Genomic DNA, 26,982 nt, shown 5'->3' with positions numbered 1-26,982 from the left:
ACGCAGCCGGGGAGATCGGTGCAGGCGAGACGGCAGCCGCAGGCCAGTGCCTCCAGCAGTACCAGTGGCAGGTCTTCATGAAAGGATGGCAGCACAAAAATGTGACTTTGCCGCATCAGCCGGGCCAGTTCCGGCTGGGGCAGAGTGCCGTGAACCGTTACCAGATTGCATTCCTCAAGCTGTTTCCCCCGCTGCAGACACTGGACGGCCTCTTCGCCGGTGCCGGAACCGACAAGGTGCAGATGAGCCTCTTCCGGGGTGAAGCCGGTCATGGTCTCAAGCAGCCGGTTGACTCCTTTGGCCCGGCTCAGTTTACCAGCGTAGACGATCTGTACCGGCGGCGGAGCGGGCTTTTCCTTATGTGAATAAAATATCTCAGTGTTGATTCCTTCACCGGCGATGGTAATTTTTTCTTCGGCGATGGCGAAATACTTGATGATTTCTCTCTTCTGTTCTTCACTGAGGGCAAAGATCTGATCCGCCTCGCGGCATGTCTCAACCCGTTTCCTCAATTGCGGGTGGCTGCGGTATTGATGCAGGTCGCTGGAGTGGCAGGAGATGACCTGCGGGATGTTTGTCCCGGTACTGAGTCGACGGGCGATGGCGCTGACGATCCACAGATGGTGACTGTGGATGATGTCCGGTTGAAAGGTTTGCAGGGCGTCGGCAATAGCGGTACTCCATGCCTCTTCATAAAGGTTGAGCTGATCGTCGGAGAGGTCCTCGAAGCGGTTGCTTTTACCGGGCATTACATCGCTCATCCCGGGGAGGGGGAACATGAGCGGCGGTTCGCCAAAGTGAACAAAGCGGCACTGTCCGGCGTCGATTCCCTTCAGTGACGGGATAATACCTGCGGAAATTCCGGTAACAAGAAAATTTTCATGTCCGGCGGTGTGTGCCTGACGGAGAATATTCTGAAGGCGGTATCCTGAACCGGTGCTTTCGGAATACTGACTGATGAGGTGAAGGATTTTCATGGGTTTCCTGTTGCATCTATCTTTTCAAAGAGTTACACGTTACAATATCCATGTCAGGAAAGCGAATATTCCTTCCCCGGAGTGGTAACTGAGATCAATTGTAGAGGTTGATATGGCAAGATCAAAATGTCCCTGCTGTGAGTGTCATGAATTTGAGGCGGTTCCTGTTGTAACGAAGTCCGGGCAGAAATTCTGCCTCGTGCAGTGTGTCGCCTGTGGCACGGTTGTGGGTGTACTGGATGATGTGAAAGTGGCCAGCGTGGTGCGCAAGGCGGAACACCGCTTGAATGCCCTTCTGGAGAAAGTTACCGGTGCTGTGGTTAGTGTTCGCGGTAAGAAGCAGGAGGAAGGAAAATGAAAGCGGAAGATGATATCGGCGCCCGCCTGGTGGCGGCGGTCAATAACCGGGATGCTGTGGAGTCGCAGGAGAGTTTTGCGCGGGCAATAGAGTTGACGAAAGCATACGCGGCTTCGGGTTCGGCCACCAACTTCAGTACTATCACCAAACTTTTCTACGATCTTTTTGAGATGTTTGAGACCGGCAAAGATCCGCGCAGTCGCTGAAAAGTCTGAAACGCCTGTTGTGCCGGAGACACCCAGACTGGTCGTCTCTACAAAGACCTTTTACTTTTCCCGTCCTTCCCGCTTGTAAATTACAAAATCTTTATTCTTAAATTCTTTTCCGCTTTTCTTCGCGTTCCTTAGTGTTCTTCGCGGTAAAAAATTGTCTTTTGCCCTATTCACATTATTCGAGCTTTTATTCGTTGGCAAAAAAATCTGTTGTCCCGGCTTTTGCCTTTCCCTGTCTTTTCCGCTTTTCTTCGCGTTTCTTAGTGTTCTTCGCGGTAAAAAATTGTCTTTTGCCCTATTCGCATTATTCGAGCTTTTATTCGTTGGCAAAAAAATCTGTTGTCCCGGCTTTTGCCTTTCCCTGTCTTTTCCGCTTTTCTTCGCGTTTCTTAGTGTTCTTCGCGGTAAAAAAATTGTCTTACCGCTTTTTGCTTCTCCCGTCTCCCTTTTTACTCTATTCTCGGTGGCCTGCGGCGCAGACGAGCGTATATACAGTCGAGATCTTTGCACTGATCAAGAATGATCTGCAGATATTTGAGATTTTTGTTGATTGATTCCATATAAAGGTTGCGGTTGATGCCGTAACGCAACACAAAGTGCTTCACCATGGCGTCGAACACCTCGGAATATTTGGAGGTGAAACGTGGTAGAACCACGTCCCGATAAAAGGTTTCTGTCTGCTCCATGAATTCTCTCACATTCCTGCTGGTATTCAGCTTTCCCCTTTCCAATTCATCAAAGAGCAGCGGCAGATTCTCAAGATAGTAGCAATCGGCCATCTGCGCGAGAAGGTCGGCGGCACCCACCACATGCCCCAGCATCTGTTGCCGTTTTGAATGCAGCGGGAAGGTGGCTGGATTATGGCCCAGCCAGGTGTAGGCAATAATGATATCGACACCGTCGGAGAGAGAGGGGAGGAGTTCTTTTTTCTTCACATATTCGGTGAGGAACTGCGCCGAGCGCTTTTCGTGGATGGAGATATAACCCACACCGGAGGTAGCGGGGTCATCACTCTTGAGCAGCATGCCGCTGTCGTGAAAATAGGCGCAGAGCATCCCTTGAAAGAGGGTATGCCCGGAGATGCGGTGACCGCTGAAATGCAGACCGTAGAAAAAACGTATTACCGCGAGTGCCACCATCAGGGTGTGACGGAGGGTGTGGTAGGGCATGGTGTTGCGCTTGAACTCCGGATTTTTTCCGGAGAACATGGCAACAATATCGTAATGCAGACGCTTGATCGAAGCAAGAACGTCTGAACCTGTCATTTCTCTTGCAAGGTGAAGAATTTCCCCAATGGGGTCAGTTCCGTTGCCTGCGTCAAAAAAATGTGACGGGTAGTCTCTGGCATTTTTGATAAAGGCCATGATTCCTGTGCCTGGAAATATACTGCCATTTATATTTTTTACTGACCAAAAAACGCCGCTGGAATCTGCTTTTACATTGACTGCTCCCCGGGTTGCCAATACAAAGTGGAAATGGAATTACATTCGGAACATTGCCTGTTTTTACCATTTGCACAAAAAAACGTAAACATGTACAGGATGATAAAATTGATCTCATTGCAGAGACACCCAAAGTGGTCGTCTGTCCTGCCAATTTGGGCATCTCTGCCGGGTACCCTGCTGTCTGTAATAAGAACATGGCTGGAACCTGTTCTATACATTGACTGCCCCCGAGCTGTCGTTGAATTCGCCAATACAAAAGATAAAGAGTATTACTTCTCGAGAGCCTCCTTGCAGAAACTGGTATCCGGTTTCACCGGATAGATGCCGTCGAAGCAGGCGAGGCAAAACTTATCGCGGGAGAGTCCTGTGGCCTCGACAAGTTTCTCAAGGCTGAGGTAGTGCAGGGAGTCCAGTCCGAGATATTCGGCAATCTCTTCCTCATTTCTTCCGCAGGCCACAAGCTGACTGGTGGAAGGAAAGTCGATACCGTAATAGCAGGCGTGGCGGGTGGGAGGGCAGCTTACCACCATGTGTACCTCTTTTGCCCCCGCCCGGCGCAGTGCGGCCACCCGTGATTTCCCGGTGGTTCCGCGGATGATGGAATCTTCCACAATTATAATGCGTTTGCCTTTGAGCAGGGAACGTACCGGGTTGAGCTTTACCCGTACGCTGAAATCGCGCATGGACTGTGTCGGCTGAATGAAGGTCCGCCCCACGTAGTGGTTGCGGATGACACCGAACTCCAGTGGAATACCTGACTCCTGGGCGTAGCCAAGGGCGGCGTAGTTGCCGGAATCAGGGAAAGGCATCACCAGATCGGCGTCAATATTTGCCTCGCGGGCGAGAAGTTTACCCATCTCCTTGCGTGCCCGATAGACGTTAATGCCAAAAACTTCCGAGTCAGGGCGGGCGAAATAGACATGCTCGAAGATACAGTGATGGGGCGTCTGCTTCGGCCAGGGAAAAATGGAGCGCAATCCTTCATTGCAAACGATCAGCATCTCGCCGGGCTCCACATCGCGCACATATTCGGCGTTGATCAGGTCGAGGGCGCAGGTCTCAGAGGCAACCACCCAGCCCTCACTGCCATCATCGTTGAGAATACGGCCGAGGCAGAGTGGACGGAAGCCGTCCGGGTCACGCACGGCAACGAGACAGTCCTCTGTCATCAGGATCATGGAAAAAGCACCCTTGATTGAGGAGAAAGCATACTGCAGAGCGGTGTCCAGTCCCTGCCAGGCGGAGCGGGCCATGAGGTGCAGCACGACTTCACTGTCCATGGTGGTCTGGAAGATGGAGCCCTGCTCCTCAAGTTTATGGCGGAGCTCTCTGGCGTTGACGAGGTTGCCGTTGTGTGCGACGGCAAGGGTGTGGCCGCGGTGGCGGACCAGCAGCGGCTGGGTGTTAACGACGCTGCTGGCTCCGGTGGTGGAGTAGCGGACGTGGCCAATGGAGATATGACCTTTCAGCTCCTGCAGATGCTCTTCGGAAAAAACATCGGGGACCAGTCCCATTGCCTTGTAGATGTTGACGTGACTGCCGTCGGAAGCCGCGATGCCGGCACTTTCCTGGCCTCGGTGCTGCAGGGCGTAAAGAGCAAAGTAGGCAAGTTTGGCTGCATCCGGATGGTTGAAAATGCCGCAGACGCCACATTCGTGGCGTGGTTTGTAAAACTCGGGCTCATCAATGGAGGGAATCTGAGTCTGCATGTACGCTCTCTTCAGGGAATGTGCAACAGGGCCAAATATTGTGCTCTGCTCTTACTTCCCACAGGCTGGATTTGAGGGAGAAAGGAACGGTAAATTAGCAAAACTATACTATCAATCAGGGAAATTCAAGTAGTCCGGGGACAATGTTGTTCAGCTGTTGCCAGCGCCACCAGAATCTCAGTGACGGCAACCATGTCTTTCAGCGTGATGTTTTCTTCTACAGTATGTACCGCCGCCATGCCGGTGGAGAGTACCGCCGTGGGCAGGCCGTTGTGGGAAAGGATGTTGGCATCGCTTCCTCCACCGCCGATTGTTTCGGTGATAGTTCGGTCGAGCATCCGCTCCGCAGTGCGCACCCTTTCAAGCACCTCACTTTCGCCGGAGAGCTTGAGGGCGGGGTAGTGGCCAGGCTGTTTGAAGGTGAAGGAGGGATGAAATCCTACTGTTTCTTTCGTCGGCAGCCAGGCATTTATGACGGATTGGAAGGAGGTTGTTATTTCATCAAGATAGACGGGAAGCATGTCATTATTGAGGCTGCGGACCTCACCGAGAATCTTCACCTCGTCGGGAATGATGTTGAAAGCGACGCCGCCCTCAATATGCCCGAAGTTACGGGTTGAATTGTTGCCAATACGTCCGGTGGACAAGGGGGCGAGGGCCTTTGCCGCCAGCATCAGAGCGTTGACTCCTTTCTCCGGAGCCATGCCGGCGTGAGCAGCCCGGCCATGAACGGTTATTTCAAATTTACAGGCAGCAGGGGCCTGGACAATAACGGTATTGATACCGTTGGCGTCGAGGACGTAGCCGTACGGGGAGCGTATCTTGTCATATTCAAGGGCGGTTGCTCCAAGGAGTCCCAGCTCTTCACAGGTGGTAATGAGCAGTTCCAGCGGCGGATGCTCCAGTTCATTTTCCCGGAGAATCTCCAGCAGTTCGATTATCGCTGCCAGACCTGATTTATCATCACCACCGAGGATGGTGTTGCCGAGGGAGGTGAAGCGGTCGTCTTTACGCACCACCTTTACTCCGGCGCAGGGACGGACAGTATCCATGTGCGAGGAAAGGAAAAAACCCTTCTCTTCTGCTTTGGATCCGCGGCCTGGAAAGTGGATGATGAGGTTGCCGCTCTCTGAGCCGGTTGCTGCGGCAGAGTTATCCTCATAGATGGATTCGGCACCGAGTCTGGTGAAGATTTCCTTCAAGCGGGCGGCGATGCGGCCTTCCTCGCGAGAAGGGCTTTCAATCTCACAGAGTTCAATGAAATTACGGGCGAGACGCTCGCTGTTTACAGGAATATTCATGGATCTCAATCTCGTGGTTGTTGGGGGGCAGGGACAAGCAAAGCAACCGCGTGGCAGCTTATGCCCTCGCCTCTGCCGGTGTAGCCCATCTTTTCTTCGGTTGTCGCTTTAATGTTGATGCATTCAGCGGTGTGGATCTGGTCGGCGAAGAAGCGTGTGTCAATCAGCAGGTTCTGCCGCATCTCGACAAGAAAGGGCGAGAGTTTCGGCGCCTGACAGATGACGGTGATATCAATATTGCCGATCAGCAGGGGAGCAAGGCTCTGCATCACCCTCTCAAGCAGAATCAGGGAGTTGATTCCTCTATACTGGTTGTCGCTGTCGGGGAAGGCCCTGCCGATATCACCCTGTGCGCTGGCGCCGAGCAGGGCGTCGCAGACGGCGTGGGTGATCACATCGGCATCGCTGTGGCCGTCGAGGCCGAGAGGCCAGGGGATTTTTACTCCGCCAAGAATGAGGTCACGGCCCCTGGCGAATCGGTGGGCATCAAAGCCGTGGCCGATACGGGGCAGGGTGGTGTTGAAAGATGTGGACGGGCGGAGCTTTATTTCGAGAGGATTGTCCCGCAGCCGCTCTTCTGCTCTTGCGAGGTCTTCCGGAAGGGTTACCTTGAAATTTTTCTCGTCTCCGGGGATGATCTCCACCGGTATCCCGGCCAGCTCAAGGAGTGAGGATTCGTCGGTGATATTCTTCTGGCCAAAGCGCTGAAAGGCACCGATCAAGACCATGGTGGCTGCGCCCTGTGGAGTCTGGGCGCGATAGAGGCCGGTGCGGTCAATGGTGGCGGTGACCATGCCATCAGCCACGCGCTTGATTGTATCAACTACCGGAATTGCCGTGAGTACGGCCTTGCCGAGGCGCAGGGCGTGACAGCAGTCGGCAATGATTCTTTCACTGACCAGCGGCCGTGCCGCATCGTGAACAAGGGTGAAAGGGGCGGAAGTCGCCTTCAGTCCGTTAAAAACGGAATCCTGTCGGCGTGTGCCTCCGACGACAAATTTTAACCGCGAATCTTCCCCGAAATACTTCTCGCAGAGGGTTCGTGTTGTCTCCAGGTGATCAGCCGCCGTAACAATAATTACTTCGAAAATATGCCGACTTGCAAGAAAGGCACGTATGGTGTGGAGAAAAAGCGGACCACCGGCAATCGTGTGGAACTGCTTGGGGACAGCCCCCCCCATGCGTCTTCCCATGCCTGCTGCGGCAATAACGACGGCGATCCTGCCAGCTGAATCGTCGCTGGTGGAAGAAGTTTGAGTCATGGGGGATCCTGAAAAAAAAATGGAGCGGGTTATAAGCCGAATTCTGTACCCCTTGCGGGGCCATGATCATTTAACTTGGACGTCGATTACTCGACGCCTCCAGCGACCTACCCGGAGATTTCGGACGGGCAGCCCTCAAACATCTCCCTATTTGGTCTTGCTCCGGATGGGGTTTACCATGCCGTGCGTGTTACCACGCAGCGCGGTGAGCTCTTACCTCGCCGTTTCACCCTTACCTCCGAAAAAACTGGAGGCGGTCTGTTCTCTGTGGCACTGTCCGCCGATCGCCCGGCGTTCGTGTTACGAACCATCCTGCCCTGTGGAGTTCGGACTTTCCTCCCCGACCGCAAGGGTCGGAGCGATCATGCACCCGCTCCAAAAATCAAACTGTCATGCTGCTGAACAGTAATTCAGTCATACAACTCAGCCACACTAATGCGAACCGTCCCTTTTTTCAACCAGGACAAATCAATCTTCAACAACCGGCTTATAATAAATCATCCGCTGGCAGGTGGGGCAGTCGAAGAGCTGGTCGCCCTTCATCAACATGTTGAAGCGCTGAGGCGGCATCATCATGTAGCAGCCCTGACAGACACCACCGACAACGTTGGTGATGGCAAGGCCATTGCGCCGTGCGCGGAGGGTGGTATATTTTTTCAGTGTCTCGGCATCAAGCAGTGCGGCCTGCGCTGCACGCGCCTTGTCCCTGGTCCTGCGCTTTCTGTTGATGCTTTCAATCTTTGTCCGTACGGTCGCAGTCTCTTCGGTGACCAGTTTTTTCTCACCCTTGAGCAGATTTTTTTCTTCTGCGATATCGTTGGTTATTTTTTCCACTGACTCCATAAGAGAGATAATTTTCTCCTCACTCTCTTTGGCCACTTTCTTCGCGTCTTCAATTTCTTTGAGCAGAGCGGTCTGTTCACGGCCGGTCTGCACCTGCATCATTTTCGCCTGGCGCTCGCGAATATGCGCCATTTTATCGCTCATTTCACCTTCAAGGATACGGCTCTCACGTTTCTGTGCTTCGATTCTCTCTTCCGTAGTGGTGATATGCTCTTCGCGGGTGGCAAGGGCCGCGACGCGCTTTTCGAGGACCACCTGCTGTTCTTTCACGGCTTTGTCAATTTCGTCCAGCTCAAGGTCCATCTTTTGCAGGGTGGTCAGGTTATGCAGTTTTTCTCGAATCAAAGTTTCTCTCCTGTAGCGGGTCTGGTTAGGGCACGTCTGTGCCTGTTTTTTCTTTATAGTTTTTCCATGTATTGCAGAGGATTTTGCTCCGCTGCCGACTCCACCACCTGAAGATTTTCACCGAGGCTGGCGAGCGCCTCGGAAACATGCTTCGCGAGGAGTTTCATGGCCGGTTTCTCGGTGGGATAGTGCCCGCCGTCAATGATGCAGAACCGGTTTGCTGCCGCCCACAGGGCGGTGTCGTGTTTTATCTCGGCGCTGAGGTAGAGATCTGCGCCCGTGTCTTTTGCCTCGCGGGCAAAGCCGGATCCGCTGCCCCCGCAGATCGCCACGCGCTGCACCTGTTCCGGAAGTTCGCCTGCCACCAGTACGCCGGGAAGGTTGATAACCTCAAGCAGACGGCTGAGGAAGGCATGGCCGGTAATCGGGGAGGCAAAATTTCCGACGGTGCCGGTGCCCGTGTCAGCGGATTCTCCTGGCAGCAATGGTTGCCGGTGAACAAGGCCGAGACATTCACCGAGCCAGTCACTGACACCGTCGGCAGCGTTATCAAAACTGGTGTGGCTGGAGATGACGACGATGTCGCCGCGTAGAATCTCCTGCAGCATCCGGCCCTCGGCGCTGTCAGTAAGAAGCTGCTTCAGCGGATGGAATATCAGCGGATGGTGGGAGAGAATAACGTTACAGCCGCGTTCCACAGCTTCTTTAAGCACCGGAGGCGAGACATCAAGTGCGGTCAGCACCCCGCGAACTTCGCAGGTGGAGCTGCCCGTCATCATGCCGACGTTGTCCCAGCTTTCTGCGAGGCGGAACGGGGTAATTTTATCAATTATTTCAAGAAGTTTTCCGGCGGTAAGGCTCATGGCTGATGTTCTGCTGTAGTGTCCGTGGACAGACTGCAAATAAAATGAAAAAAGGTACACTCCAGTTGGAATGTACCTTTCACCTTGTTGGCCTCTGCGTCCCTGCTGTTTCCGCCTTGATCCCGTGGGTTTTGTTTGCCTGGGAGGCGGAGGACAATGCTGTTTGTCCCGCCTTAACTGACGGCGGTATGGTCAAACGAAGAGGCTTCATGCACTCATGCCTGCTGAAAAAAGTGGTGGGCGCAGCAGGGGTCGAACCTGCGACCGATCGGTTATGAGCCGATGGCTCTACCAACTGAGCTATGCGCCCGTATCATAAAATGATAAACTTACCAATAAAATGCAGTGGGGAAAAAAAGTCAACCGAAATCTAAATATCTGACGAAAAATCAAACGACAGTGGCAGGCGGCTTTCCCTTTGACATCAGCTGCCACAGAGACTGTCTTCTCAAAAACCCGTGGACAACAAAAAAATATTGAAGAACGCAAAGGAACACGAAGGAAGGTAAAAGCATTTGAGAATAAAGATTTTTTAAATTAAACAGGGAAGGATGGAGAAGGGAGTTACATTTTCTCACCTCCAATGAGGATCTTCCATTCTGAATACCGGGTACCTGCAGCCCTGGGGACTGCTCTTATGTACAACAATATAATTCTTTTCATCGTCGCTATTTTTCTTTTCAATGCGAGGGGAGCCAGCGACCAGCCCCTGCTGCCGTTTTTCCTCGCTCTGCCCTTGCTCGTGGCGATTTTTTACTGCTGGAAACGCGCTGCCAGGGCAATCTTTGCCTGGCGGATGCGGTGTGGCGACAACCCCTGCCGCACAGAAACGGTACTCTCCTGGGTGGCACTGGGTGTTTTCGAGTTGATTCTCTTCCTGTGTGAACCCGGCTGGTATCTCGCCCGGCTGCCGCTGGCTCAAACGTTTACCGCAGTGCAGGGTGCTGGCGGGCTGGCGCTCTTTCTCGGTTTGCTGTCGGTGGTCTGGGTCGCTGGCCGACTGGCGATGTCACAGGTTACCGGGATACACTTCACCGTGAGACAGACGATGGTCTCCAACCTGAGGAACACCCTGCCGATATTGCTCCCCTGGCTGCTGATCTCGCTGCTCTATGATCTGGTTGGGCTGTTCCCGCAGTCTCCCCTGCGAACCTTTCTCGACGGCATCGGCGGTTTTATCCTCCTCGCCTTCATGGTGCTGTTACTGCTGCCGACACTTCTCCGCCGCATCTGGGGCTGTACGCCAATGCCTCCGGGGGAGATCCGTGACCAGCTGGAGGCCTTCTGTCGCAGTCAGCACTTCACCGCCAATCTTTTTCTCTGGCCGCTGCATGAGGGCAGGGCGATCACTGCGGCGGTAGTAGGAATCCTGCCTGGATTCCGCGCGGTGCTCCTTACCCCCGCCCTCCTCAATCTGCTCACCGTAGAAGAGCGGGAAGCGGTACTCGCCCATGAGATCGGTCACGTAAAGAAAGGGCATCTCATCCTTTACCTGCTGATTATCGTCGGATTTTCCGGGATAATTGATGTGTTGCTTGATCCGCTCTCGAGCATGCTTCTGTCGTGGAGTTTTCCCCGGTCAATTTTTCTCGCCCTGGGTTTTTCCCCGGCCAGTTCTGCCACCATTGTTACCTCAATTCCGGCACTTCTCGCCCTGGTACTCTTCTTCCGCTTCATCTTCGGCTGGTTTATCCGCAACTTCGAGCGCCAGGCTGACCTCTACAGCTGCAAAGCAATGGGTACAGCCGCACCGCTCATCTCCACCTTTGAGAAGATTGCCCGGATCACCGGCACCCGCGAGGAGAAGAACTGGCACCACTACGGTCTTGCCGAACGCATTGATTTCCTCCATCGGGTAGATGCTGATCCGCAGCTGCAACAGGCACACAGCCGCCTGATTTATAGCACTATTGCTTTCTGGTTTCTCATCGTGGCCGTGAGTGTGGGCGGCAATATCTTCTCTCCGCAGCAGGATCTCTCCGTCGCGGGAGGGGGTAATATGCCCAGATTTACTCTGGAAGATCAGGCTCTTGTCGAACACCAGAAGCGTTCTCTTGTCAGAGCGGCCGCCTGGTATCGGCAGCTCGGTGATGTGCTGGTGGAACGGCAGCGGGAGGCTGAGGGTATTGTCTCCTATGAACAGTCACTGTTGCTTGATCCCACCAATCCCGTGACCGTCAATAACCTCGCCTGGATGCTGGTCGCCAGCCACGACCTCGCCCTGCGCGATCCTCAAAGGGCGCTCCTTCTTGCTTTACAGGCGGTGGAGATGCAGCCGACAGGTTTTTTTTACGATACTCTTGCTTCGGTCTACTGGGCCAACGGCAAGACTGATCTGGCTCTTGAGGCGGAGCGGAAGGCGATGCGGATTGACCCCGGGCGCACCCCGTACTATCAAAAACAGAGTGAAAAATTCAGTGTACAAACTTATGAGGAAGCGGTACAACATACGGGCGAATTATCCAGAGAATTAAAGGGAAAGAAGACAAAACGGTAAAGAGAAACGTGTAAAAAGAGAAGAATATCGGTGGAAGAAAATGAGATTTCTGCAGAGTGGAAAAATTGTGCAGCTGTTGGAGCAAATGCAGGTGCTGACGGCGAGTCAGAGGGAATTTATCGAAGTTGAGGCACCGAAACAGCGTCAGAAACTTACACGGCAGGCGGTAAAGAATGGGCAGCGTGACAAGAACTACCCCGATATGGTCGATATTATTGCCTCGCTTAATCTCACGGTGTCCGGTGGCAGGCGGAAGATTGACGAAGAGCTGATCATGCGGGCTGTCGCCAAATCCCGGAAACTTCCCTTCTGCAAACTTGATCCGCTGGAACTCGACATGAGTGTCGCGACCAGTACCATCCCGCGCAACTTCGCCATCAACCACACTATCCTGCCCCTCCGCATTGAAAATGGTTTGCTGGAGATGGCGATTTACAACCCTGATTCACAGTCGGTGCTGGCGGATATTGAGCAGACCAGTCAGCTGAAGACCACTCCGGTGATCGCCACCCGCAGTGATATTCTGCGCATCATTAAGGAATTTTTTGGTTTCCAGAAGTCGATCTCTGCCGCTGAGGATCAGTTCTCCTCCGTTGGCTCAAGTGCGTCGCTGGATATTGGCAACCTTGAACGCTACGTCAAGATCTCAAACGCGGACGAGCTCACCTCCTCCGATCAGCACATTAAGAAGGCGGTGAATCACCTCTTTCATTATGCGCTGGAACAGCGGGCGAGTGATATCCATATTGAGCCAAAGCGGGACGTCTGCCTTGTACGCTTTCGCATTGACGGCCTGCTGCACACCATTTACACTCTGCCCAAGGCGGTGCATGCGGCGGTAGTGGCGCGTATTAAATTCCTTGCCAGTCTCGATCTCGCCGAGAAGCGTCGCCCGCAGGACGGTCGCATCAAGGTTGGTATGGACGGCAGGGATGTGGAGATTCGTGTCTCTACCGTACCGGTCTCCTTCGGGGAGAAGGCAGTCTTGCGGGTGCTCGATTCGACGACAGTTTTTCAGAATCTCGATGGCCTCGGTTTCAGCGAGCGGGATTTCAGCGTCTATAAAGGCTTCATGAACGCATCCCACGGCATCGTGCTGGTGACGGGACCTACGGGCAGCGGAAAATCAACCACCCTCTATTCCACCCTTAAAGAAGTTGCCACGCCGGAGAAGAATATCATCACCATTGAAGATCCGGTGGAGATGGTGTACGAGGAGTTTAATCAGATTGCCGTGCAGCCGGCCATTGATGTGACGTTTTCCACCATCCTGCGGAATATCCTGAGACAGGATCCGGATATTATCATGGTTGGTGAAATTCGTGATAAGGAGACTGCGGTCCATGCGATACAGGCAGCGATGACCGGTCACCTTGTTTTTTCCACTCTGCATACCAACGATGCTGTCTCTTCTGTGGTACGCCTCCTTGACCTCGGGCTTCCACCGTTTATGATATCTACTTCACTGACAGGCTGTATGGCGCAGCGACTGGTGAAAACTGTCTGCCCGCACTGCACCGAAAAATACACCATGCAGAGCGATGAACTGGCGCGGGCTGGTTTTCCTGTAGAACCGGGGCAACAGCTGGAGCTGACCCGGGGTAAAGGATGCAGTGAGTGTCGCAATACCGGATATCGTGGACGCTGCGGTGTCTTTGAGGTATTGCCATTCTCCAGTCATTTGAAGAAGATGATCTCTGGCGGGGCCGATTCCAGGGAGATGAAACAGGTTGCCATCCGTGAAGGGATGACTACCCTGCGAGAGGACGCCTGGGACAAGGTCAAACACGGTGTCACCACCTGGCAGGAGGCCCTGCGGGTAACCTTAGAGTAAAACCCAAAACCCGGCCTGTGCCGGCAGAGCCCGTGTGGAAAGAGTCCACGGGGGAGGAGATGTTATGGGAATTAAAGTAGTTGCACAGAACAAGAAAGCCTGGCATGAGTACCAGATTGACACAAAGATTGAGGCGGGAATGGTGCTCTCCGGGCCAGAGGTAAAATCTCTGCGTGCTGGCAGAGCCAACCTGAAGGATGGCTATTGTAACATCGATGCCCGCGGTGAGATGATGATGTATAACGTCCACATTTCTCAATATGATTTCGCCACCCACAACCCCAATGAACCGCTGAGAGTGCGCAAATTGCTGTTGAAACGTCGCGAAATTAATAAATTAATCGGAAAATTACGGGAGAAGGGCCTTGCGCTTATTCCATTGAAGATATATTTTATTGAGAGTGGTAAAGCCAAAGTTGAACTGGGCCTTGCCCGAGGGAAGAAGCTTTACGACAAACGAGCTTCGCTGAAGGAAAAACAAAGCACTCGTGATATGCAGCGCGAAATGCGTCAGAAATATTAAAGATCGGGTATCGGGAATCGATATGTGATCTTCACTTGAGTCAAACAAAATAATCAAGGGGGCGAAACGGATTCGACGGGGATGTGTAAGCTCATCGTTGCATGCCGAGATTCTATCTTCTCGTTAAATGGTAGAACTTTAATATAATCGCAGACGATTATAACTACGCTGTAGCTGCTTAAGAAGCAGTCATATAGCCGCTCCACCAGACTTTGTCCGTAAGTCTGGAACCGGGGCGTCGACTCAACGGGCTGGCTGTTTGACGGTTGTCTGTCTTTCAAACGGCGAGATTTTACAGGCTGGCTCCAGGAAATCTATGTTCCGACTGAGTTCCTGGAGTGAGATTAAAATTTGGAACTAAGCATGTAGATACGGGAGGGGAGCATTTTCGGACGGGGGTTCGACTCCCCCCGCCTCCACCATTTAAAAAAGACAACACGCCTTTCTGGAGTAACTCTCCGGGAAGGCGAGTTTTCTTTTTATCTACAGGGTATTCTGTATATCTTTAACCCTGTTTATAATCTAATATACAGTAAAACTTAAATATTCGGATGTAGACGTTTCAGTTTAATTCGTGCGTCTTTGGCCATAAAACGCCATTTCACTGGAATTTGGCGGTTATCTCGAATTGCTCCATGCTCTGCAGGGCTTGGTTCGTGAACCTCACCGATGAGCTGGATGCTTGATTCGTCCATGCAAATCACTGGATACTCAGTGTCATATAAACGTGCGTACACCTCAAGCACATCTTCCATTGTCGCCACAAAGCTTGCATTTTTATCTGGTGGAATCTTTCGTATTTACTCAGGTGAGGCTTACGTTCGTTTTTTTTAAAGTATTACAAACTGTCATAAGAGAAACACTGGAAACCATTTTGAGTTCCACCATTTTCTCAGCCAAAAGCCGTACCGTCCATCTTTCGTGACCTTCAGGGGCTGGAGAACACGCCAATGCTAACAAGTGAACTTCAAACTCTCGACCAAATTGAATCTTCCGCGGTGGCTTGACACGTTTTTTGCGAGTAATGGCTGCTGTGAAGCCTTCCTCAACAAAACGTTTTTTCAGGTGCTCAAGGCTTCGAGTAGTTACTCCCAGGGATTCTGCCACCTTGACGACGGTCCACCTGGGGCCCGGCTCCCCGACATCGAGTAACAGCAATGCCCTGGCATAGAGTACTGTGCGGGCTGCTCTTTTTCCCTTTGATGAAATAGTCTCAAGTTTGCTTCGTTCTTCATCGGTGAGTGTCACTCTGTAGCGAGGTGCCATGTTTTCTCCTTTGTTGGGGGAAAGATATAGCAGACTTCGTTGCAAATGCGAGGAATTAAGTTATACAGCGCACCAGGAGCCTGGCGGACTTAAAACCAGGTTTCGAAAACTTAATTTACAAAAAAATAGGATTAACTCACTGTTTTAACGTTAAAATAGTTGATTTTTTCTTGTAATAATAGTATTATTTTTCACCATTCTCCTAAAATTATTTCAATTTATTCTTTTTTTTGATTAACTGCCGGGATGACTACTAAACCAAAAGTTTTAACCGAAAGAATTGATGATTTTGTCCTGCTGACTGGCCTCCACGCAGAAAATCCCAGGAAGGAAACGGCTTCTCCAACAGCGGAAAGAATCCTGAAGGCCTGTTCCCATATCACTCTGACGATCATCGAGTTAGCCGGGCAAGTTTTTCACCATGTCACGCCACTTTCATCGTTACAAGTAAGGATGTTGGAATTCCCTGGTCTGGGACCAGAAATTTATTTCGGTCTGGAGAGTAATTCCGAATAGTTTTTCAGTTTACGCAAATGGTGAGTGATCATGATACCATAGCCACATTCCGCAAACGCTTTCTCAACCAACTTCAACCTCTTTTTGTTCAGATTTTGGCACTTGCCCGTGAAATGGAAATCATAAAACGTGGTAAGGTTAGTCTTGATGGAACCAAAGTTAAAGCCAACGCCTCCAAAAATCATGCTTTGAGCTGGGGGGCATGCCTGTAAGCTTGAAAAAAATTGCAAGCTGAAGTTCAGGATCTTATGCGGCTTGCCGAAAAATCTGATTCAGAAAAGACTCCTGATGAAATGGATATCCCTGAAGAATTATCTCGGCGTCAAGATCGTCTTATTGCTATTGCTATTGCCAAAGCCAAAGAAAAGATTGAGCAACGTGCGGGTGAACGATATGTCTCCAACAGGAATATGAAGGAAAAGTAGCCACACGTAAAGAAAAAGCAAAGAAGACTGGTAAAAAAACACGCGGACCTGAACCCAGGTCACCTGAATCTGGTCCCCGAAAGAAAGACCAGGTCAATTTAACTGACGAGGATTCTCGAATCATGCTCACGTCTGGTAAAGGGTTTGAGCAGGCGTGCAATGCCCAGGGCGGTGTTAACGCTTTGTCAGAAGATGCAGATTCAGTCTGTAAAATGTGATATAAAATGAGAACTGATGAAGGGAGCAATCTTTATACAAAAAGAAAGAGGGCAATGGAACCAGTATTCGGTATTATCAAACATGTAATGGGCTTCCGGCAATTTTTTCTTCGTGGTGTCGAATCCGTTATCGGCGAATAGACGCTTGTTTCCATGGCTTGGAACTTAAAGCGAATGTTTGTCTTAAAAAGGTAACTCTTTTAAAAGATCGGCACAAATAAGCGGTTTTAGTTCTTGTCGGTCCAAAACATACCCAATACGGATACAATTTCTACTTGTTGTAATTTAAAAAAACTGTCTGTTTTTTTTTAATCCCATAGGATATCTAATTCCGGCAGACTCTTGACCACTCCACCGATTAGAATCAAGAGGTTAACCGTTTCTTTATGTTCCAAGGGATCTTTCCACAAAGATTGCATGGGGCCAAGTGGGGTAATGAGGTAGGATTTAATGAAAACTAAAAACAAGGACTCTGGATCGCAAGCTCAAGAAAGAACACTGATACATATTCCGATCATCCATACCCAGGAAGATATGGGATCTTTCAGTGAACTGATTCGGGAGGCGAGTCTTAAAGAGCATGGAGAAAAATCCTGGAATCAGAAAGTGTGGTTAATAAATGAAATTTGGGGGGAGATTGACCGGATAGTCACGAGTTTGGATCTAAAGGACAAAAAGGTTCGTCTTTACCAGGATGGTTTGCCGGTTTGTGGTCGAGAGCTTGAAATTGTAACGGACGTGGCCAGGACAGGAAGTTTGAATCACCAACTTCTCCTTCGTTTAATAAAAAGTGGCGCAACTCTCATGGGAACGGAATCAGCAGACTTATTGCTGGAAGAATACAACCTGGTTAAAAATACCCTGGTTCCTGGTAATGTTGAGGAAGCTGCTACTCCAGAGGTTTCTCGAGAGAAAGTAATTAAGACCCTGTTGAAGAAACGTGATCAATATATCGCCGGGCAAATTAATACTACCCTCGCAGGCGGAGAAACAGGAATTTTATTTTTGGGTATGCTACACTCAATAGAGAATCTACTTAACAAAGATATTCGAGTGAAGTATCCATTTATTCAACCTCGTGGCGATATTACGGTGTTAAAATGAAACCTAAAATATTCAAGGCGCTGATCGTTGATGACGAGGAAGGAATGCGTGGCGTCCTTACTCGTTTGATGACTAAGATAAATTTTGAAGTGGTAACAGCCTCAGGTGGGGAGACAGCCTTACAGTTAATTCTGTCTGAATTGCCTGATGTCATGCTGCTGGATTTTCGGATGTCGGGGATGGATGGCAAGGAGGTTCTGCAGGCAGTGAAGTATATTGACCCGGATTTACCAATCATCATGATAACCGGCTATGCAGATATTTCAACTGCGGTGGAGATGGTGAAGGCTGGAGTTTACGATTATCTGGCCAAGCCTTTTGATAATAATGATGTAATCCGAATCGTGCAACGCGCAGTTTCTGAACGTAATCTCAAGAAAAAATTCAGGAATCTCTCCTGCCAGTTCGGTGAGTCTTTTTGCTTGAGAGAAATGATGGGATCAAGCGAGGCTGTACAAGAGCTTGTTGTCAAAGTGAACAAGGTCGCTAATTCAAATTTTTCTACAATAATTATTGGGGAAACTGGTAGTGGCAAGGAACTTGTTTCTCATGCAATTCACCATGCCAGTCATCTGTCAGCGGGCCCCTTTTATGCAATCGATTGTGGGGCCATAGTTCCGACGCTTTTGGAGAGCGAACTTTTTGGCCACGAAAAAGGGGCTTTTACTGGCGCCGTGGACGAGAAACCTGGGAAGCTCGAGGAGGCAAAAGGTGGAACCATTTTGCTCGATGAGATTACCAATATGCCATTAGATGCGCAGGCGAAACTCCTGAGAGTGCTCCAGGAAAAGGAAATGTACAGGGTCGGCGGTACTGAACCCATTAAATTAGATGTCCGTATTCTTGCCGCCAGCAACCAGGATCTGACGGTCGCTATCGCCGATGGGACGTTCCGTAGTGATCTTTATTACAGATTAAACGAATTTGTCATTCGAATTCCGCCACTTCGCGAACGAAAGGAAGACATTCCCTGCCTCGTTGATAGATTTATGAAGAGTGCCTTCGTTGAATTAAACAAAGAAATAACTGGAATTACCTCTTCAGCCATGGAGGTTCTCCTCGCTTATGATTGGCCCGGGAATGTTCGTCAGCTGCGTTCAACTATACGCCGGGCAGTGCTCCTTGCCGACAAAAGGATTACAGAGAAGGAGTTGCCCCAGTTAGATACACAGTCCACCAAAAAGAGCATTAATTTGATACCTGATGAAGAATTTATATGGGACGATAATTATTCATTTAAAACAATTATGCGACAACACACCCAGGTAATAGAACGAAAAATCATTTCCCAGGTATTAATCCTTGCAAAGGGTAACAAGGCTAAAGCTGCCCGTATGTTGAAGATAGATTATAAGACGATTCATTCTAAACTGAAATTATTAGGCATCTCAAACGTCGGAGAGGAAAAATGGTAAAAGATGACAAAGAAAAAAAAGGTCGCAGTGGTGGCTTTGAAGGAGTACTTGGGGGAATTACCGATATCCTGGAAAAACTCGGAGACTTGGCCGAGAAAGGTGAACAACTCTCCAGATCCGGTACATTTCAAGGCAAAGATAAGGATTTGAAGGGGGTGTATGGCTTCTCCATTAAAACCGGTCTCGGAGGGAAAGACAAAGACAATGAGATTAAGGTGGAACCCTTTGGAAATATCCGGAGAGATGAAAAAACCGGAGATTCGGTGGTCCATGAGATTCAAGAACCGCTGGTCGATATATTTGAAGAGAAGGATCATACATTAGTTGTCGCTGAGATGCCCGGAATAGGCGTAAAGGATGTCCAAATCGATATCAAGGATGATTTGTTGACCATTTATGCTGAAAAGGGAGAAAAAAAATATAGCAAGGAAATATTATTGCCCAGGATGTATCAAAAGGAAAAAATGCAGGTCAGTTGCAACAACGGTATCTTGGAGATTAAGTGTATTCCATAATTGCTGATTTCGTAAAAAGGCAGATTTACTGCGTTGGAGTAATTATTCTGCCCGCCCAGCATACAAAAGTATCGAAATATTCGCTTATTTGCTGAATAGTTACCAAATTTTAAAGGTAAAGTTGGGGGAAATGGTGAAAAATAGTGAGCAGTTGAAACTTAAAGTAACTGAAGCTTTGAGTAAAGATATGGGGCGTTCGTTGGCCCGAATGGGCCCAGAAGATCTTGAAAGGTTGAATATTCTGGTCGGCGATTTTATTGAGATAACAGGCAAGAAAAAGAGTGTCTGCAAAGCTATGCCCGCATACAGGGAACTTCGGGGACAATCTCGGATTCAATTGGATGGAATAACCCGCGAGAATGCCGGGGCTGGTATTGACGAATTTGTTCTGGCACGCAAGATCTCCTGCCAGCCAGCAGACCAGGTAACCCTCACTCCGGTAAACATCGCCCCGGCAGAACGTGACATGAAATACATTGGCAGCCTGCTTGACGGACTGCCCGTACAAATAGGCGACCGCATCCGGGCTACCTTGTTCGGCAGCCGTTCCGCTGACTTCATGGTGAACAATACGACACCGAAAGGGCCTGTATTTATCAATCCGACCACCGAACTGATAATCAGTAAGGTCAGGGCACAAGAGACGGTAACACGAGGCGCCATATCATACGAAGACATTGGCGGACTCAAACACCAGATGCAGCGAATCAGGGAGATGATAGAAATGCCTCTCCGTTACCCCGAGGTTTTTGAACGCCTCGGGATTGATCCCCCTAAAGGTGTTCTTCTCCACGGGCCTCCGGGCTGCGGCAAAACACTCATCGCTCGGGCAATTGCCCAGGAGACGGAAGCAAACTTCTTTTCGGTCAGCGGTCCCGAGATTATCCATAAATTTTATGGGGAAAGCGAGGCCCATTTACGCAAGATATTTGACGAGGCAGGAAAGAAGGGGCCAAGTATCGTTTTCTTAGACGAAATTGATGCCATCGCGCCAAAACGTGAAAAAGTGGTTGGAGATGTTGAAAAACGGGTGGTGGCACAGCTTTTAGCCCTTATGGACGGTCTGAATAAACGGCAGAATATCATTGTTATTGCCGCCACCAATATTCCGAACGCACTCGACCCGGCCCTGCGTCGGCCCGGCCGCTTTGACAGGGAGATAGCTATTCCTATTCCCGATCGTAACGGGAGACTGGAAATTCTTGATATTTACAGTCGCGGCATGCCCCTCGGAAAAGATGTTGATATGAACTATAACGCCGAGATTACCCATGGCTATGTCGGAGCTGATCTTGAGGCGTTTTGCCGGGAAGCGGCCATGAGTTGTTTGCGGCGAATTATGCCAGATATAGATTTTGCCCAGACCAGTATTCCGTATGATCAGCTCGCAAAGTTGGAAGTACATCGTGACGACTTTGCGGTTGCCTTGCGCGAGGTTGAACCATCGGCTATCCGGGAGGTGTTTGTTGAGGTACCAGATGTCAAATGGGATGATGTCGGCGGTCACAATATCATTAAGGAACGTTTAAGGGAAGCGGTGGAATGGCCACTGAAATACCCGCACCTTTTTGAAGAGGCCGGTTGCCGACCGCCAAAGGGTCTTCTCATAGCAGGAGAGCCCGGATGTGGCAAAACAATGTTGGCAAAAGCAATAGCCAATGAAAGCAAAGTTAATTTTATTTCAGTCAAAGGACCCGCCCTTCTCTCAAAATTTGTTGGAGAATCAGAGCAGGGGGTGCGAGAAATTTTTCATAAGGCCAAGCAGGCTGCTCCCTGCATTGTCTTCTTTGATGAAATTGATGCCTTAGTTCCTATACGGGGCGGTGGTTCCATGGATTCAGGAGTTGCTGAACGGGTTCTCAGTCAGTTTTTGACAGAGCTCGACGGCATAGAAGAATTGAAAGGTGTCCTGGTGCTTGGTACGACCAACAGAATAGATATGCTTGATCCGGCTATTCTTCGGCCAGGCCGGTTTGATGAAATTATCAAAATTCCAATGGCAGATGAAAAAGATCGTCGGGAAATATTTGGTGTGCACCTGCGCGACAAACCGCTTGCCCCTGGAATTGACAACAATGACCTTGCTGCCCAAACTGAAGGATTGAGTGGTGCAGAGATAGCTTCTGTTTGTAACACTGCGGCTATTATAGCTGTTCGGCGCGTAGTGAATAGCGGAAGCTGGCAAGAAGAACTCTCCTCTGCCAGGGTAGAGGTCCGCATAACGGTCGAAGATATGAATAACGCCCTGGAAGAAGTGCGGCAAAGATTGGGATGAAGATACATGGGGCACATGTCTGACGTGGAGAATACTGTGGTTGAAGAGCAAGGGAAAGATGAGAAGATGAACAATTCCGATGAGGCTGTATATCTTTATTGTTTGGGGTACACTGATTCTCTACCGACGCTGGAAGGAACCGGGGTGGATGGAAATTATTGTCTTAAGCTGCAGAGACTGGGAGATATCGTGGCTGTCTGGAGCAAGGTTTCTCTTGCAGAATTTTGTGGTGAAGGTGCTGAGATAAGATTAAAAGATATTTCCTGGGTGGGTCCTCGAATACACCAGCACGAAGCTGTCGTGGAGCAGGTTATGTCTCATTCGCCGGTGTTACCAACGAGATTCGGCACTATTTTCTTGTCGCTTGCCAGCCTGAAACAGTTCCTGAAGAATAATCATGACAAAGTTTCGCAGTTTCTCGATCAAGTGGTGGAGCGAGAGGAATGGTCTGTTAAAGGTTTTCTCGATCGAAAAAAAGCAAAGGAGGAACGTATTACATTGGAACTTTCCAGACAAAATGAGACTCTTTCCCTGTTGTCTCCAGGCAAACGCTATTTTCAGGAACAGCGAATCAGGAGTAATGTGGACAAGGAGTTTACCCTTTGGCTGGAAGGACTATGTAATACTATAGCCGGTGACTTGAACAGTTATGCGGCCAATTTTTCAGAGCGACAGATACTTTCCAGCGAGGCAACGGGAATGGATATGGATATGATTCTGAACTGGGCTTTACTGGTTCCTTGTGAGGATGTGGCAGCATTTCGTAACCTCGTCGAGAAAGCCAATGAAAAACATGATTGCCACGGGTTGAAATTTGTTTTGTCCGGGCCATGGCCCGCATATAGCTTCTGCCCAACCCTTGAGACGTAATAAATACAGGTATCTTTAAACGCGTGTAAAGTCTTACGAAAAGATGATTAAATTATTGATAATGGGGATGTGACAATTGGCGATACTACTTTGCAGTATAGTGGATGGCAGTGTAGGCGAAGTGAAAGAGGGCACCGTAGCTATAGCAGTAAAGGACATTACTGCGATCGGTTATTACATAGAAAATCGTGTAAGCCTGGAAAGCCCTGATGAGTTAAACAAAACAATTGAAAGGTATAAACATATCAATTCAAGTTATTTTTCTGATTACACTATGGTTCCATTAAGGTTTGGAAATATCGTCGAAACTGAAGATGAAATAAAAATTTTCTTAACCAATACCTATATCCAACTCAAAGCCTTAATCGAAAAGGTTAAAGGAAAAGTTGAATTTTTAGTCCAGATAAAAATCGATCTCAATGCGGCAAGAGAGAAAGTTGCTCAACTTGTAGATATAACTGATGTTATGGCTGTAGGTAAGGCGTTCTTTGAGTTGGCGGAGACACACAAAGTTGAAGTTAGTGGGGCTCTAAAAAGCGGGTTGTCTCCTCTTGTTGTAGATTATGTAGAAACGAATAAAATCAATGAAACACAGATAATAAACAATAGTTATCTTATTGAAAGAGAGAAGGAAGACGCCTTTGACGAGGCTATCAATACAATTGCCGAAAAAAGTGATGATGTTCTTGCCTTTCATTACATAGGCCCTTTACCTCCTTACAACTTTGTACCTTTAGAATTCAGTAAGGGTGGTTTTGAGCTCATTAATAATGCGAGGCTTTTGCTGATGCTCAAGGAAACATGCACTCTTAATGATGTGAAAATAAATTACAAGAAACTTTCTCGAGAGTATCACCCTGATGTGAATTCTGGTGGGGAAGAAAAATTCAAGGAGATAAACGAAGCCTATCAGATAGTAACGGCTTATTGTACTCTTAAAAATACAGGCGAATGCTCTTTTACAAGAGATGCGATAGAAAGCAGTTTTGCCATTTTGTAGATACTTAGGTTCACAACGGAACTCTTGAATGAAATTTTTATTGTATTGTATTGTATCTTGTTCTGACCAGCAATCAGTTGAAAACTTTGTGGGAGTTGATGGTCGGCCTGTCTCTTTGATCGTGAGAAACAAAATTGGTGCCGCAGTTTCCACGATTGAATATGTTGCTGAGCGCATTCCTGCCATCTCACAAATCCTGGCGTACGAGAAGGTTAATGAGACATTTCATCATGACCACTCAATTATACCAATGCGCTATGGTTGTCTGTTTGATAACGAGCAGCAAATTGCCAGACTGTTGGAAGAACGTGGCAATGAATACCGGTTACTTCTAGAAGAGATAGGGGATAATGTGGAGATGGGGATCAGAGTGTTGATTTCCGGTAGTGCACGTAATGAGAATTCCAGAACACCAGATTTGCAAGCCGCAAACTGTAAGCCCAAAGGCCCTTCCAGCGGACGTGATTTCCTGGCTGCACTCAAGGTAAAGCATGCTTCGGGAGAACGAGTAACTCAAGAATTGGCACAGCTGGTCAAGCAATGTCAGGTTACCTTTTCAGGTCTTTTTGTGAAATTTAAAGAGGAATATCCTCATCGTCCTGCCAGGCAACAATCAGAATTTCAGGATATTTATTCTCTCTATTTTCTCGTCCCTCGAGACGCTGTTGCGTCCTTTCGCATAGCTTTTAAAGGTCTTTGCTCCGGGCAGGTACATAAATTTCTCTTAAGCGGTCCATGGCCGCCTTATAATTTTGTGTTACCATAGCAGCTGAGTTGAGCCATCAGATACTGCTAACTTACCAATGTATCGATAATTATAAATTCAAAAGAGTATCGCTTCACCAGCCAGGGACTATAGCTGTGATTAAGCTGTAGAAAAGAGATAACAGCTGTCTTTTCGTATTTTTTAAAATAATTGTATTGTCGAATTCCAGGAGTAACATCATGCAGAACTATAACGATCTTGATTTCATGTTGCTGGATGTCATTCCCTCCTCTGTTTTATTTCTCGATAAGAATTTACGTATCCTTTCTGCCAATCGAAATTATCTGAAAAAAAATCGACTCAAAAGATCAGACACTGTCGGTCGAAGCCTGCCTGATGTGTTCCCTCAAATCATCTTGGAACACCTGGATATTATCGAACAAATACGCCAGGTTTTCAGGAGTAATAAACCCACGAAGGGACACCGCATGACGTATCGGGCGCCCGGGGTTCCCCTGACAAATTATTATTATCGAATCTCACCGTATTCTCACAACGGGATTGTTGACGGTGTAATTTTTCTCATGGACGATATTACGGAACAGGTACGACTGAATGAGGAGTTCAATCGTGTTGAACGACATCTGGCAAGTGTAGTTAATTATGCCAGCGACATGGTGTTATCTCTAGATATCCAGAGTCATATTTTAACCTGGAATCGATCTGCCACACGAATTATCGGTTATTCATACTCTGAGGCAATCAATAAGAATTTTCTCGACTTTTTTTCCCAGGAGTCTATCCTGGATATTCAGAAAGTTCTTGCTGACCAGTTGGCTGGTAGAAGTTCACAAAGAATTGGTGAATGGGATATTATAACAAAACAGGGTGTAACTATCAGGGCCTCCTGGGTTTGCTCGCCGATGTTTGATAACCAAAAAAATGTCATTGGAATCGTAGCGATAGGCAGAGATCTCAGTGAATACCAAAAATTGCAGATGGATCTTGTCCGTTCTCAGAAATTTGCAGCCCTGGGTGTAATGGCAGGAGGCATTGCCCATGAGATCAGAAATCCCCTGGCTATCAGCTCGTCATCGGCCCAGTTCCTGATGGAAAGTGATATCACGGAAGAATTCCGTAAGGAATGCGCTGAAAAGATATATTCAGGTATTCAAAGGGCCTCGGGCATTATTGAGAACCTCTTGAAATATGCCCGCCCATCAATGAATGTTGATATGGAACCGATGGTTCTCTCAATTCTCCTGCAAGATACATTGTTATTGATTCGCAATCAGGCCAAAATCCAAAAAATTAACATTATTTCAGAAATTCAGGATTCGTCCATTAGGTTTAAAGGGATAAGAAATCTTATCCAACAGGTATTCATGAATCTTTTTCTGAATGCTATAGAAGCAATGCCGAAGGGAGGAACGTTAACTATTTCCATGAAACAAACACCAACAACCGTCTCCGTTTATATAACCGATACAGGGGTAGGTATTGCTGAAGATGAAATCGGTAAAATATTTGATCCATTTTACACGACTATGTCCACCAGAATGAGTACAGGATTGGGCCTTGCCCTCTCGTATTCCATTGTAAAACAGCACTTCGGTGTCATTGAAGTGAGAAGTGAGAAAGGCAACGGTAGTACCTTTATTGTAAGGTTACCCACTAAGGATGGGAGAAGCATATACCAGGAGAATACATGAAAGACGATGAAAAACGATTTCTCATTATCGATGATGAGCCTGATATGTGTTGGGCCTTGGAACAAATACTGAAACATAATGACATTGTTTCTTCGACAGCATCCAACGCTGGTGAAGCGCTTGCCCTGCTGGAAACAAATCGTTTCCGATTCCAGATGGCTTTTGTTGATGCCAAATTGCCTGACATTGAAGGCCTTGAGCTGGCAAGGTTGATCCGAAAAAATAATCCATATATAGCTATTGTGATGATCTCCGGTTTTTTTTATAAGGATGGAGATGAGGTAAAAGAGGCCTTGAAAGATGGTACGATCTCAGCCTTTATCGCCAAGCCCTTCAATAATAACGAAATTATAAAGCTCCTCTCCTGCTGCTGAAATATGACCTGTTTCACCTAACTATGGAAAATTTTCCATAGAAAATTTTCCATAGTTTCTTGTTTGTTTAATCAATCCAGGACACCTGAATTGCCAAAAGTACTGATATGACTCAGATAATTAGTATTTTTGTCGTTTGGCACACACTTTGCTTGGCAGTGTATAGGTAGTGATCGAATTTTATTATTAGATAATGGGCTACCATAAAAGTTTATTTTAACTTAAGGAGATTGTTATGGCAAAAGTACAAAAGTCGACTGATTCTTCAAGTTTGGCAGAAGTTGTTGATCGGATTCTTGACAAAGGTATTGTGATTGACGCCTGGGTCAAAGTATCTCTGGTTGGAATTGAGTTGTTGTCCATCGAAGCAAGGGTAGTTGTCGCTTCAGTTGAAACATACTTAAAGTATGCTGAAGC

The 26,982-nt window shown here is 48.5% G+C and carries 25 protein-coding genes, 1 tRNA gene, 2 other RNA genes and 2 pseudogenes; 19 read left to right on the top strand and 11 right to left on the bottom strand.

Going from position 1 to position 26,982, the window contains the following annotated elements; genetic code table 11:
• Window positions 1–2: 2 nt before the first annotated feature.
• Window positions 3–977: pseudogene (locus JWG39_RS17090) on the bottom strand (glycosyltransferase family 4 protein); the annotation flags it as partial.
• 112 nt (window positions 978–1,089) lie between these two features.
• Here JWG39_RS17090 and JWG39_RS10760 point away from each other — a divergent pair.
• Both JWG39_RS10760 and JWG39_RS10755 read left to right on the top strand, forming a co-directional pair.
• Window positions 1,090–1,335 carry a hypothetical protein gene (locus JWG39_RS10760; protein ID WP_205219398.1) on the top strand — a complete coding sequence of 82 codons (246 nt, stop codon included), beginning with the start codon at window positions 1,090–1,092 and terminating at the stop codon, window positions 1,333–1,335.
• Entirely contained in the window at window positions 1,332–1,541 is a 210-nt protein-coding gene (locus JWG39_RS10755) for a hypothetical protein (protein ID WP_205219397.1), read from the top strand. Before JWG39_RS10760 ends, JWG39_RS10755 begins: the two co-directional genes overlap by 4 nt.
• Window positions 1,542–1,996: 455 nt before the next feature.
• On the opposite strand, the gene JWG39_RS10750 is transcribed toward JWG39_RS10755, so the two are convergent.
• The 8 genes from JWG39_RS10750 to JWG39_RS10715 form a co-directional block, all read right to left on the bottom strand.
• The gene (locus JWG39_RS10750) at window positions 1,997–2,911 is read right to left on the bottom strand and encodes a hypothetical protein (RefSeq protein WP_205219396.1); all 915 of its coding nucleotides are present in this window, start codon (window positions 2,909–2,911) and stop codon (window positions 1,997–1,999) included.
• A gap of 350 nt (window positions 2,912–3,261) precedes the next feature.
• Window positions 3,262–4,701: an amidophosphoribosyltransferase gene (purF, locus tag JWG39_RS10745; RefSeq protein ID WP_205219395.1), complete on the bottom strand. Its 1,440-nt coding sequence runs from the start codon at window positions 4,699–4,701 to the stop codon at window positions 3,262–3,264.
• A gap of 125 nt (window positions 4,702–4,826) precedes the next feature.
• Window positions 4,827–6,002, bottom strand: coding sequence for a M20/M25/M40 family metallo-hydrolase (locus JWG39_RS10740; protein WP_240192096.1), 1,176 nt, complete (start codon window positions 6,000–6,002; stop codon window positions 4,827–4,829).
• 5 nt (window positions 6,003–6,007) lie between these two features.
• Window positions 6,008–7,264 carry a 2-C-methyl-D-erythritol 4-phosphate cytidylyltransferase gene (gene ispD, locus JWG39_RS10735; RefSeq protein WP_205219394.1) on the bottom strand — a complete coding sequence of 419 codons (1,257 nt, stop codon included), beginning with the start codon at window positions 7,262–7,264 and terminating at the stop codon, window positions 6,008–6,010.
• Between the two features lie 16 nt (window positions 7,265–7,280).
• Window positions 7,281–7,642, bottom strand: an RNA gene (gene rnpB / locus JWG39_RS10730) — RNase P RNA component class A.
• A 90-nt stretch (window positions 7,643–7,732) separates the two neighbouring features.
• On the bottom strand, window positions 7,733–8,452 hold the full coding sequence (locus tag JWG39_RS10725) for a zinc ribbon domain-containing protein (RefSeq protein ID WP_240192095.1): 720 nt from the start codon (window positions 8,450–8,452) through the stop codon (window positions 7,733–7,735).
• Between the two features lie 53 nt (window positions 8,453–8,505).
• On the bottom strand, window positions 8,506–9,315 hold the full coding sequence (locus JWG39_RS10720) for a Nif3-like dinuclear metal center hexameric protein (protein WP_205219393.1): 810 nt from the start codon (window positions 9,313–9,315) through the stop codon (window positions 8,506–8,508).
• Window positions 9,316–9,549: 234 nt separating this feature from the next.
• Window positions 9,550–9,625: transfer RNA gene (locus JWG39_RS10715), tRNA-Ile, on the bottom strand.
• Window positions 9,626–9,952: 327 nt separating this feature from the next.
• On the opposite strand from JWG39_RS10715, the gene JWG39_RS10710 reads away from it, so the two are divergent.
• From JWG39_RS10710 to ssrA, 4 genes are all read left to right on the top strand, one after another.
• Window positions 9,953–11,812 carry a M48 family metallopeptidase gene (locus JWG39_RS10710; protein ID WP_205219392.1) on the top strand — a complete coding sequence of 620 codons (1,860 nt, stop codon included), beginning with the start codon at window positions 9,953–9,955 and terminating at the stop codon, window positions 11,810–11,812.
• A 40-nt stretch (window positions 11,813–11,852) separates the two neighbouring features.
• Window positions 11,853–13,646: a GspE/PulE family protein gene (locus tag JWG39_RS10705; RefSeq protein WP_205219391.1), complete on the top strand. Its 1,794-nt coding sequence runs from the start codon at window positions 11,853–11,855 to the stop codon at window positions 13,644–13,646.
• Window positions 13,647–13,710: 64 nt separating this feature from the next.
• Window positions 13,711–14,169 carry an SsrA-binding protein SmpB gene (gene smpB, locus JWG39_RS10700; protein WP_205219390.1) on the top strand — a complete coding sequence of 153 codons (459 nt, stop codon included), beginning with the start codon at window positions 13,711–13,713 and terminating at the stop codon, window positions 14,167–14,169.
• 57 nt (window positions 14,170–14,226) lie between these two features.
• Window positions 14,227–14,591, top strand: a transfer-messenger RNA (tmRNA) gene (gene ssrA / locus JWG39_RS10695).
• A gap of 117 nt (window positions 14,592–14,708) precedes the next feature.
• Here ssrA and JWG39_RS10690 read toward each other — a convergent pair.
• Both JWG39_RS10690 and JWG39_RS10685 read right to left on the bottom strand, forming a co-directional pair.
• A complete protein-coding gene (locus JWG39_RS10690) occupies window positions 14,709–14,924 on the bottom strand; it encodes a hypothetical protein (RefSeq protein ID WP_205219389.1) in 216 nt (71 codons plus the stop codon).
• A gap of 49 nt (window positions 14,925–14,973) precedes the next feature.
• Complete coding sequence (locus JWG39_RS10685; protein ID WP_205219388.1) at window positions 14,974–15,435, bottom strand: helix-turn-helix domain-containing protein; 462 nt, start codon at window positions 15,433–15,435, stop codon at window positions 14,974–14,976.
• Between the two features lie 246 nt (window positions 15,436–15,681).
• Between JWG39_RS10685 and JWG39_RS10680 the strand changes: the two genes are divergently transcribed.
• From JWG39_RS10680 to gvpJ, 13 genes and pseudogenes are all read left to right on the top strand, one after another.
• Entirely contained in the window at window positions 15,682–15,951 is a 270-nt protein-coding gene (locus JWG39_RS10680) for a hypothetical protein (RefSeq protein ID WP_205219387.1), read from the top strand.
• Between the two features lie 26 nt (window positions 15,952–15,977).
• Window positions 15,978–16,537, top strand: a pseudogene (locus tag JWG39_RS17405) (transposase); the annotation flags it as partial.
• 63 nt (window positions 16,538–16,600) lie between these two features.
• The gene (locus tag JWG39_RS17085) at window positions 16,601–16,735 is read left to right on the top strand and encodes a transposase (protein ID WP_205219384.1); all 135 of its coding nucleotides are present in this window, start codon (window positions 16,601–16,603) and stop codon (window positions 16,733–16,735) included.
• A 309-nt stretch (window positions 16,736–17,044) separates the two neighbouring features.
• Complete coding sequence (locus tag JWG39_RS10660) at window positions 17,045–17,698, top strand: hypothetical protein (RefSeq protein WP_205219383.1); 654 nt, start codon at window positions 17,045–17,047, stop codon at window positions 17,696–17,698.
• Window positions 17,695–19,113, top strand: coding sequence for a sigma-54-dependent transcriptional regulator (locus tag JWG39_RS10655; RefSeq protein WP_205219382.1), 1,419 nt, complete (start codon window positions 17,695–17,697; stop codon window positions 19,111–19,113). The genes JWG39_RS10660 and JWG39_RS10655 overlap by 4 nt, the downstream gene beginning before the upstream one ends.
• On the top strand, window positions 19,107–19,628 hold the full coding sequence (locus tag JWG39_RS10650; RefSeq protein WP_205219381.1) for an Hsp20/alpha crystallin family protein: 522 nt from the start codon (window positions 19,107–19,109) through the stop codon (window positions 19,626–19,628). Before JWG39_RS10655 ends, JWG39_RS10650 begins: the two co-directional genes overlap by 7 nt.
• A 130-nt stretch (window positions 19,629–19,758) precedes the next feature.
• Complete coding sequence (locus tag JWG39_RS10645; protein WP_205219380.1) at window positions 19,759–21,903, top strand: CDC48 family AAA ATPase; 2,145 nt, start codon at window positions 19,759–19,761, stop codon at window positions 21,901–21,903.
• A 36-nt stretch (window positions 21,904–21,939) separates the two neighbouring features.
• The gene (locus tag JWG39_RS10640; protein ID WP_205219379.1) at window positions 21,940–22,773 is read left to right on the top strand and encodes a GvpL/GvpF family gas vesicle protein; all 834 of its coding nucleotides are present in this window, start codon (window positions 21,940–21,942) and stop codon (window positions 22,771–22,773) included.
• Window positions 22,774–22,849: 76 nt separating this feature from the next.
• On the top strand, window positions 22,850–23,773 hold the full coding sequence (locus tag JWG39_RS16820; protein WP_205219378.1) for a GvpL/GvpF family gas vesicle protein: 924 nt from the start codon (window positions 22,850–22,852) through the stop codon (window positions 23,771–23,773).
• A gap of 28 nt (window positions 23,774–23,801) precedes the next feature.
• Complete coding sequence (locus JWG39_RS10630; protein ID WP_205219377.1) at window positions 23,802–24,539, top strand: GvpL/GvpF family gas vesicle protein; 738 nt, start codon at window positions 23,802–23,804, stop codon at window positions 24,537–24,539.
• A gap of 179 nt (window positions 24,540–24,718) precedes the next feature.
• Window positions 24,719–26,191, top strand: coding sequence for a PAS domain S-box protein (locus JWG39_RS10625; protein WP_205219376.1), 1,473 nt, complete (start codon window positions 24,719–24,721; stop codon window positions 26,189–26,191).
• Window positions 26,188–26,565, top strand: coding sequence for a response regulator (locus JWG39_RS10620; protein WP_205219375.1), 378 nt, complete (start codon window positions 26,188–26,190; stop codon window positions 26,563–26,565). Before JWG39_RS10625 ends, JWG39_RS10620 begins: the two co-directional genes overlap by 4 nt.
• A gap of 235 nt (window positions 26,566–26,800) precedes the next feature.
• Window positions 26,801–26,982 (top strand): gas vesicle protein GvpJ (gene gvpJ, locus JWG39_RS10615; RefSeq protein ID WP_205219374.1); only part of this gene is annotated, 182 nt, incomplete at its 3' end.

The sequence above is a fragment of the Desulforhopalus vacuolatus genome (assembly GCF_016918505.1).
In the GTDB taxonomy this organism is placed as follows: Bacteria; Desulfobacterota; Desulfobulbia; order Desulfobulbales; family Desulfocapsaceae; genus Desulforhopalus; species Desulforhopalus vacuolatus.
The sequence above is the reverse complement of the archived record's forward strand: the minus strand, read 5'-3'. Positions and strand labels throughout refer to the sequence as shown.

Bases quoted from the DNA above. Each gene is read 5' to 3' on its own strand.
- JWG39_RS10705 (WP_205219391.1), top strand. From the start codon at position 11,853: ATGAGATTTCTGCAGAGTGGAAAAATTGTGCAGCTGTTGGAGCAAATG.
- JWG39_RS10660 (WP_205219383.1), top strand. From the start codon at position 17,045: ATGAAAACTAAAAACAAGGACTCTGGATCGCAAGCTCAAGAAAGAACA.
- JWG39_RS10620 (WP_205219375.1), top strand. From the start codon at position 26,188: ATGAAAGACGATGAAAAACGATTTCTCATTATCGATGATGAGCCTGAT.
- smpB (WP_205219390.1), top strand. From the start codon at position 13,711: ATGGGAATTAAAGTAGTTGCACAGAACAAGAAAGCCTGGCATGAGTAC.
- JWG39_RS10690 (WP_205219389.1), bottom strand. From the start codon at position 14,924: ATGGAAGATGTGCTTGAGGTGTACGCACGTTTATATGACACTGAGTAT.
- JWG39_RS10645 (WP_205219380.1), top strand. From the start codon at position 19,759: ATGGTGAAAAATAGTGAGCAGTTGAAACTTAAAGTAACTGAAGCTTTG.
- JWG39_RS10710 (WP_205219392.1), top strand. From the start codon at position 9,953: ATGTACAACAATATAATTCTTTTCATCGTCGCTATTTTTCTTTTCAAT.
- JWG39_RS10720 (WP_205219393.1), bottom strand. From the start codon at position 9,315: ATGAGCCTTACCGCCGGAAAACTTCTTGAAATAATTGATAAAATTACC.
- purF (WP_205219395.1), bottom strand. From the start codon at position 4,701: ATGCAGACTCAGATTCCCTCCATTGATGAGCCCGAGTTTTACAAACCA.
- JWG39_RS10755 (WP_205219397.1), top strand. From the start codon at position 1,332: ATGAAAGCGGAAGATGATATCGGCGCCCGCCTGGTGGCGGCGGTCAAT.
- JWG39_RS10685 (WP_205219388.1), bottom strand. From the start codon at position 15,435: ATGGCACCTCGCTACAGAGTGACACTCACCGATGAAGAACGAAGCAAA.
- JWG39_RS17085 (WP_205219384.1), top strand. From the start codon at position 16,601: ATGAGAACTGATGAAGGGAGCAATCTTTATACAAAAAGAAAGAGGGCA.
- JWG39_RS10625 (WP_205219376.1), top strand. From the start codon at position 24,719: ATGCAGAACTATAACGATCTTGATTTCATGTTGCTGGATGTCATTCCC.
- JWG39_RS10630 (WP_205219377.1), top strand. From the start codon at position 23,802: ATGAAATTTTTATTGTATTGTATTGTATCTTGTTCTGACCAGCAATCA.
- JWG39_RS10740 (WP_240192096.1), bottom strand. From the start codon at position 6,002: ATGAATATTCCTGTAAACAGCGAGCGTCTCGCCCGTAATTTCATTGAA.
- JWG39_RS10650 (WP_205219381.1), top strand. From the start codon at position 19,107: ATGGTAAAAGATGACAAAGAAAAAAAAGGTCGCAGTGGTGGCTTTGAA.
- JWG39_RS10655 (WP_205219382.1), top strand. From the start codon at position 17,695: ATGAAACCTAAAATATTCAAGGCGCTGATCGTTGATGACGAGGAAGGA.
- ispD (WP_205219394.1), bottom strand. From the start codon at position 7,264: ATGACTCAAACTTCTTCCACCAGCGACGATTCAGCTGGCAGGATCGCC.
- JWG39_RS10750 (WP_205219396.1), bottom strand. From the start codon at position 2,911: ATGGCCTTTATCAAAAATGCCAGAGACTACCCGTCACATTTTTTTGAC.
- JWG39_RS10680 (WP_205219387.1), top strand. From the start codon at position 15,682: ATGACTACTAAACCAAAAGTTTTAACCGAAAGAATTGATGATTTTGTC.
- JWG39_RS10760 (WP_205219398.1), top strand. From the start codon at position 1,090: ATGGCAAGATCAAAATGTCCCTGCTGTGAGTGTCATGAATTTGAGGCG.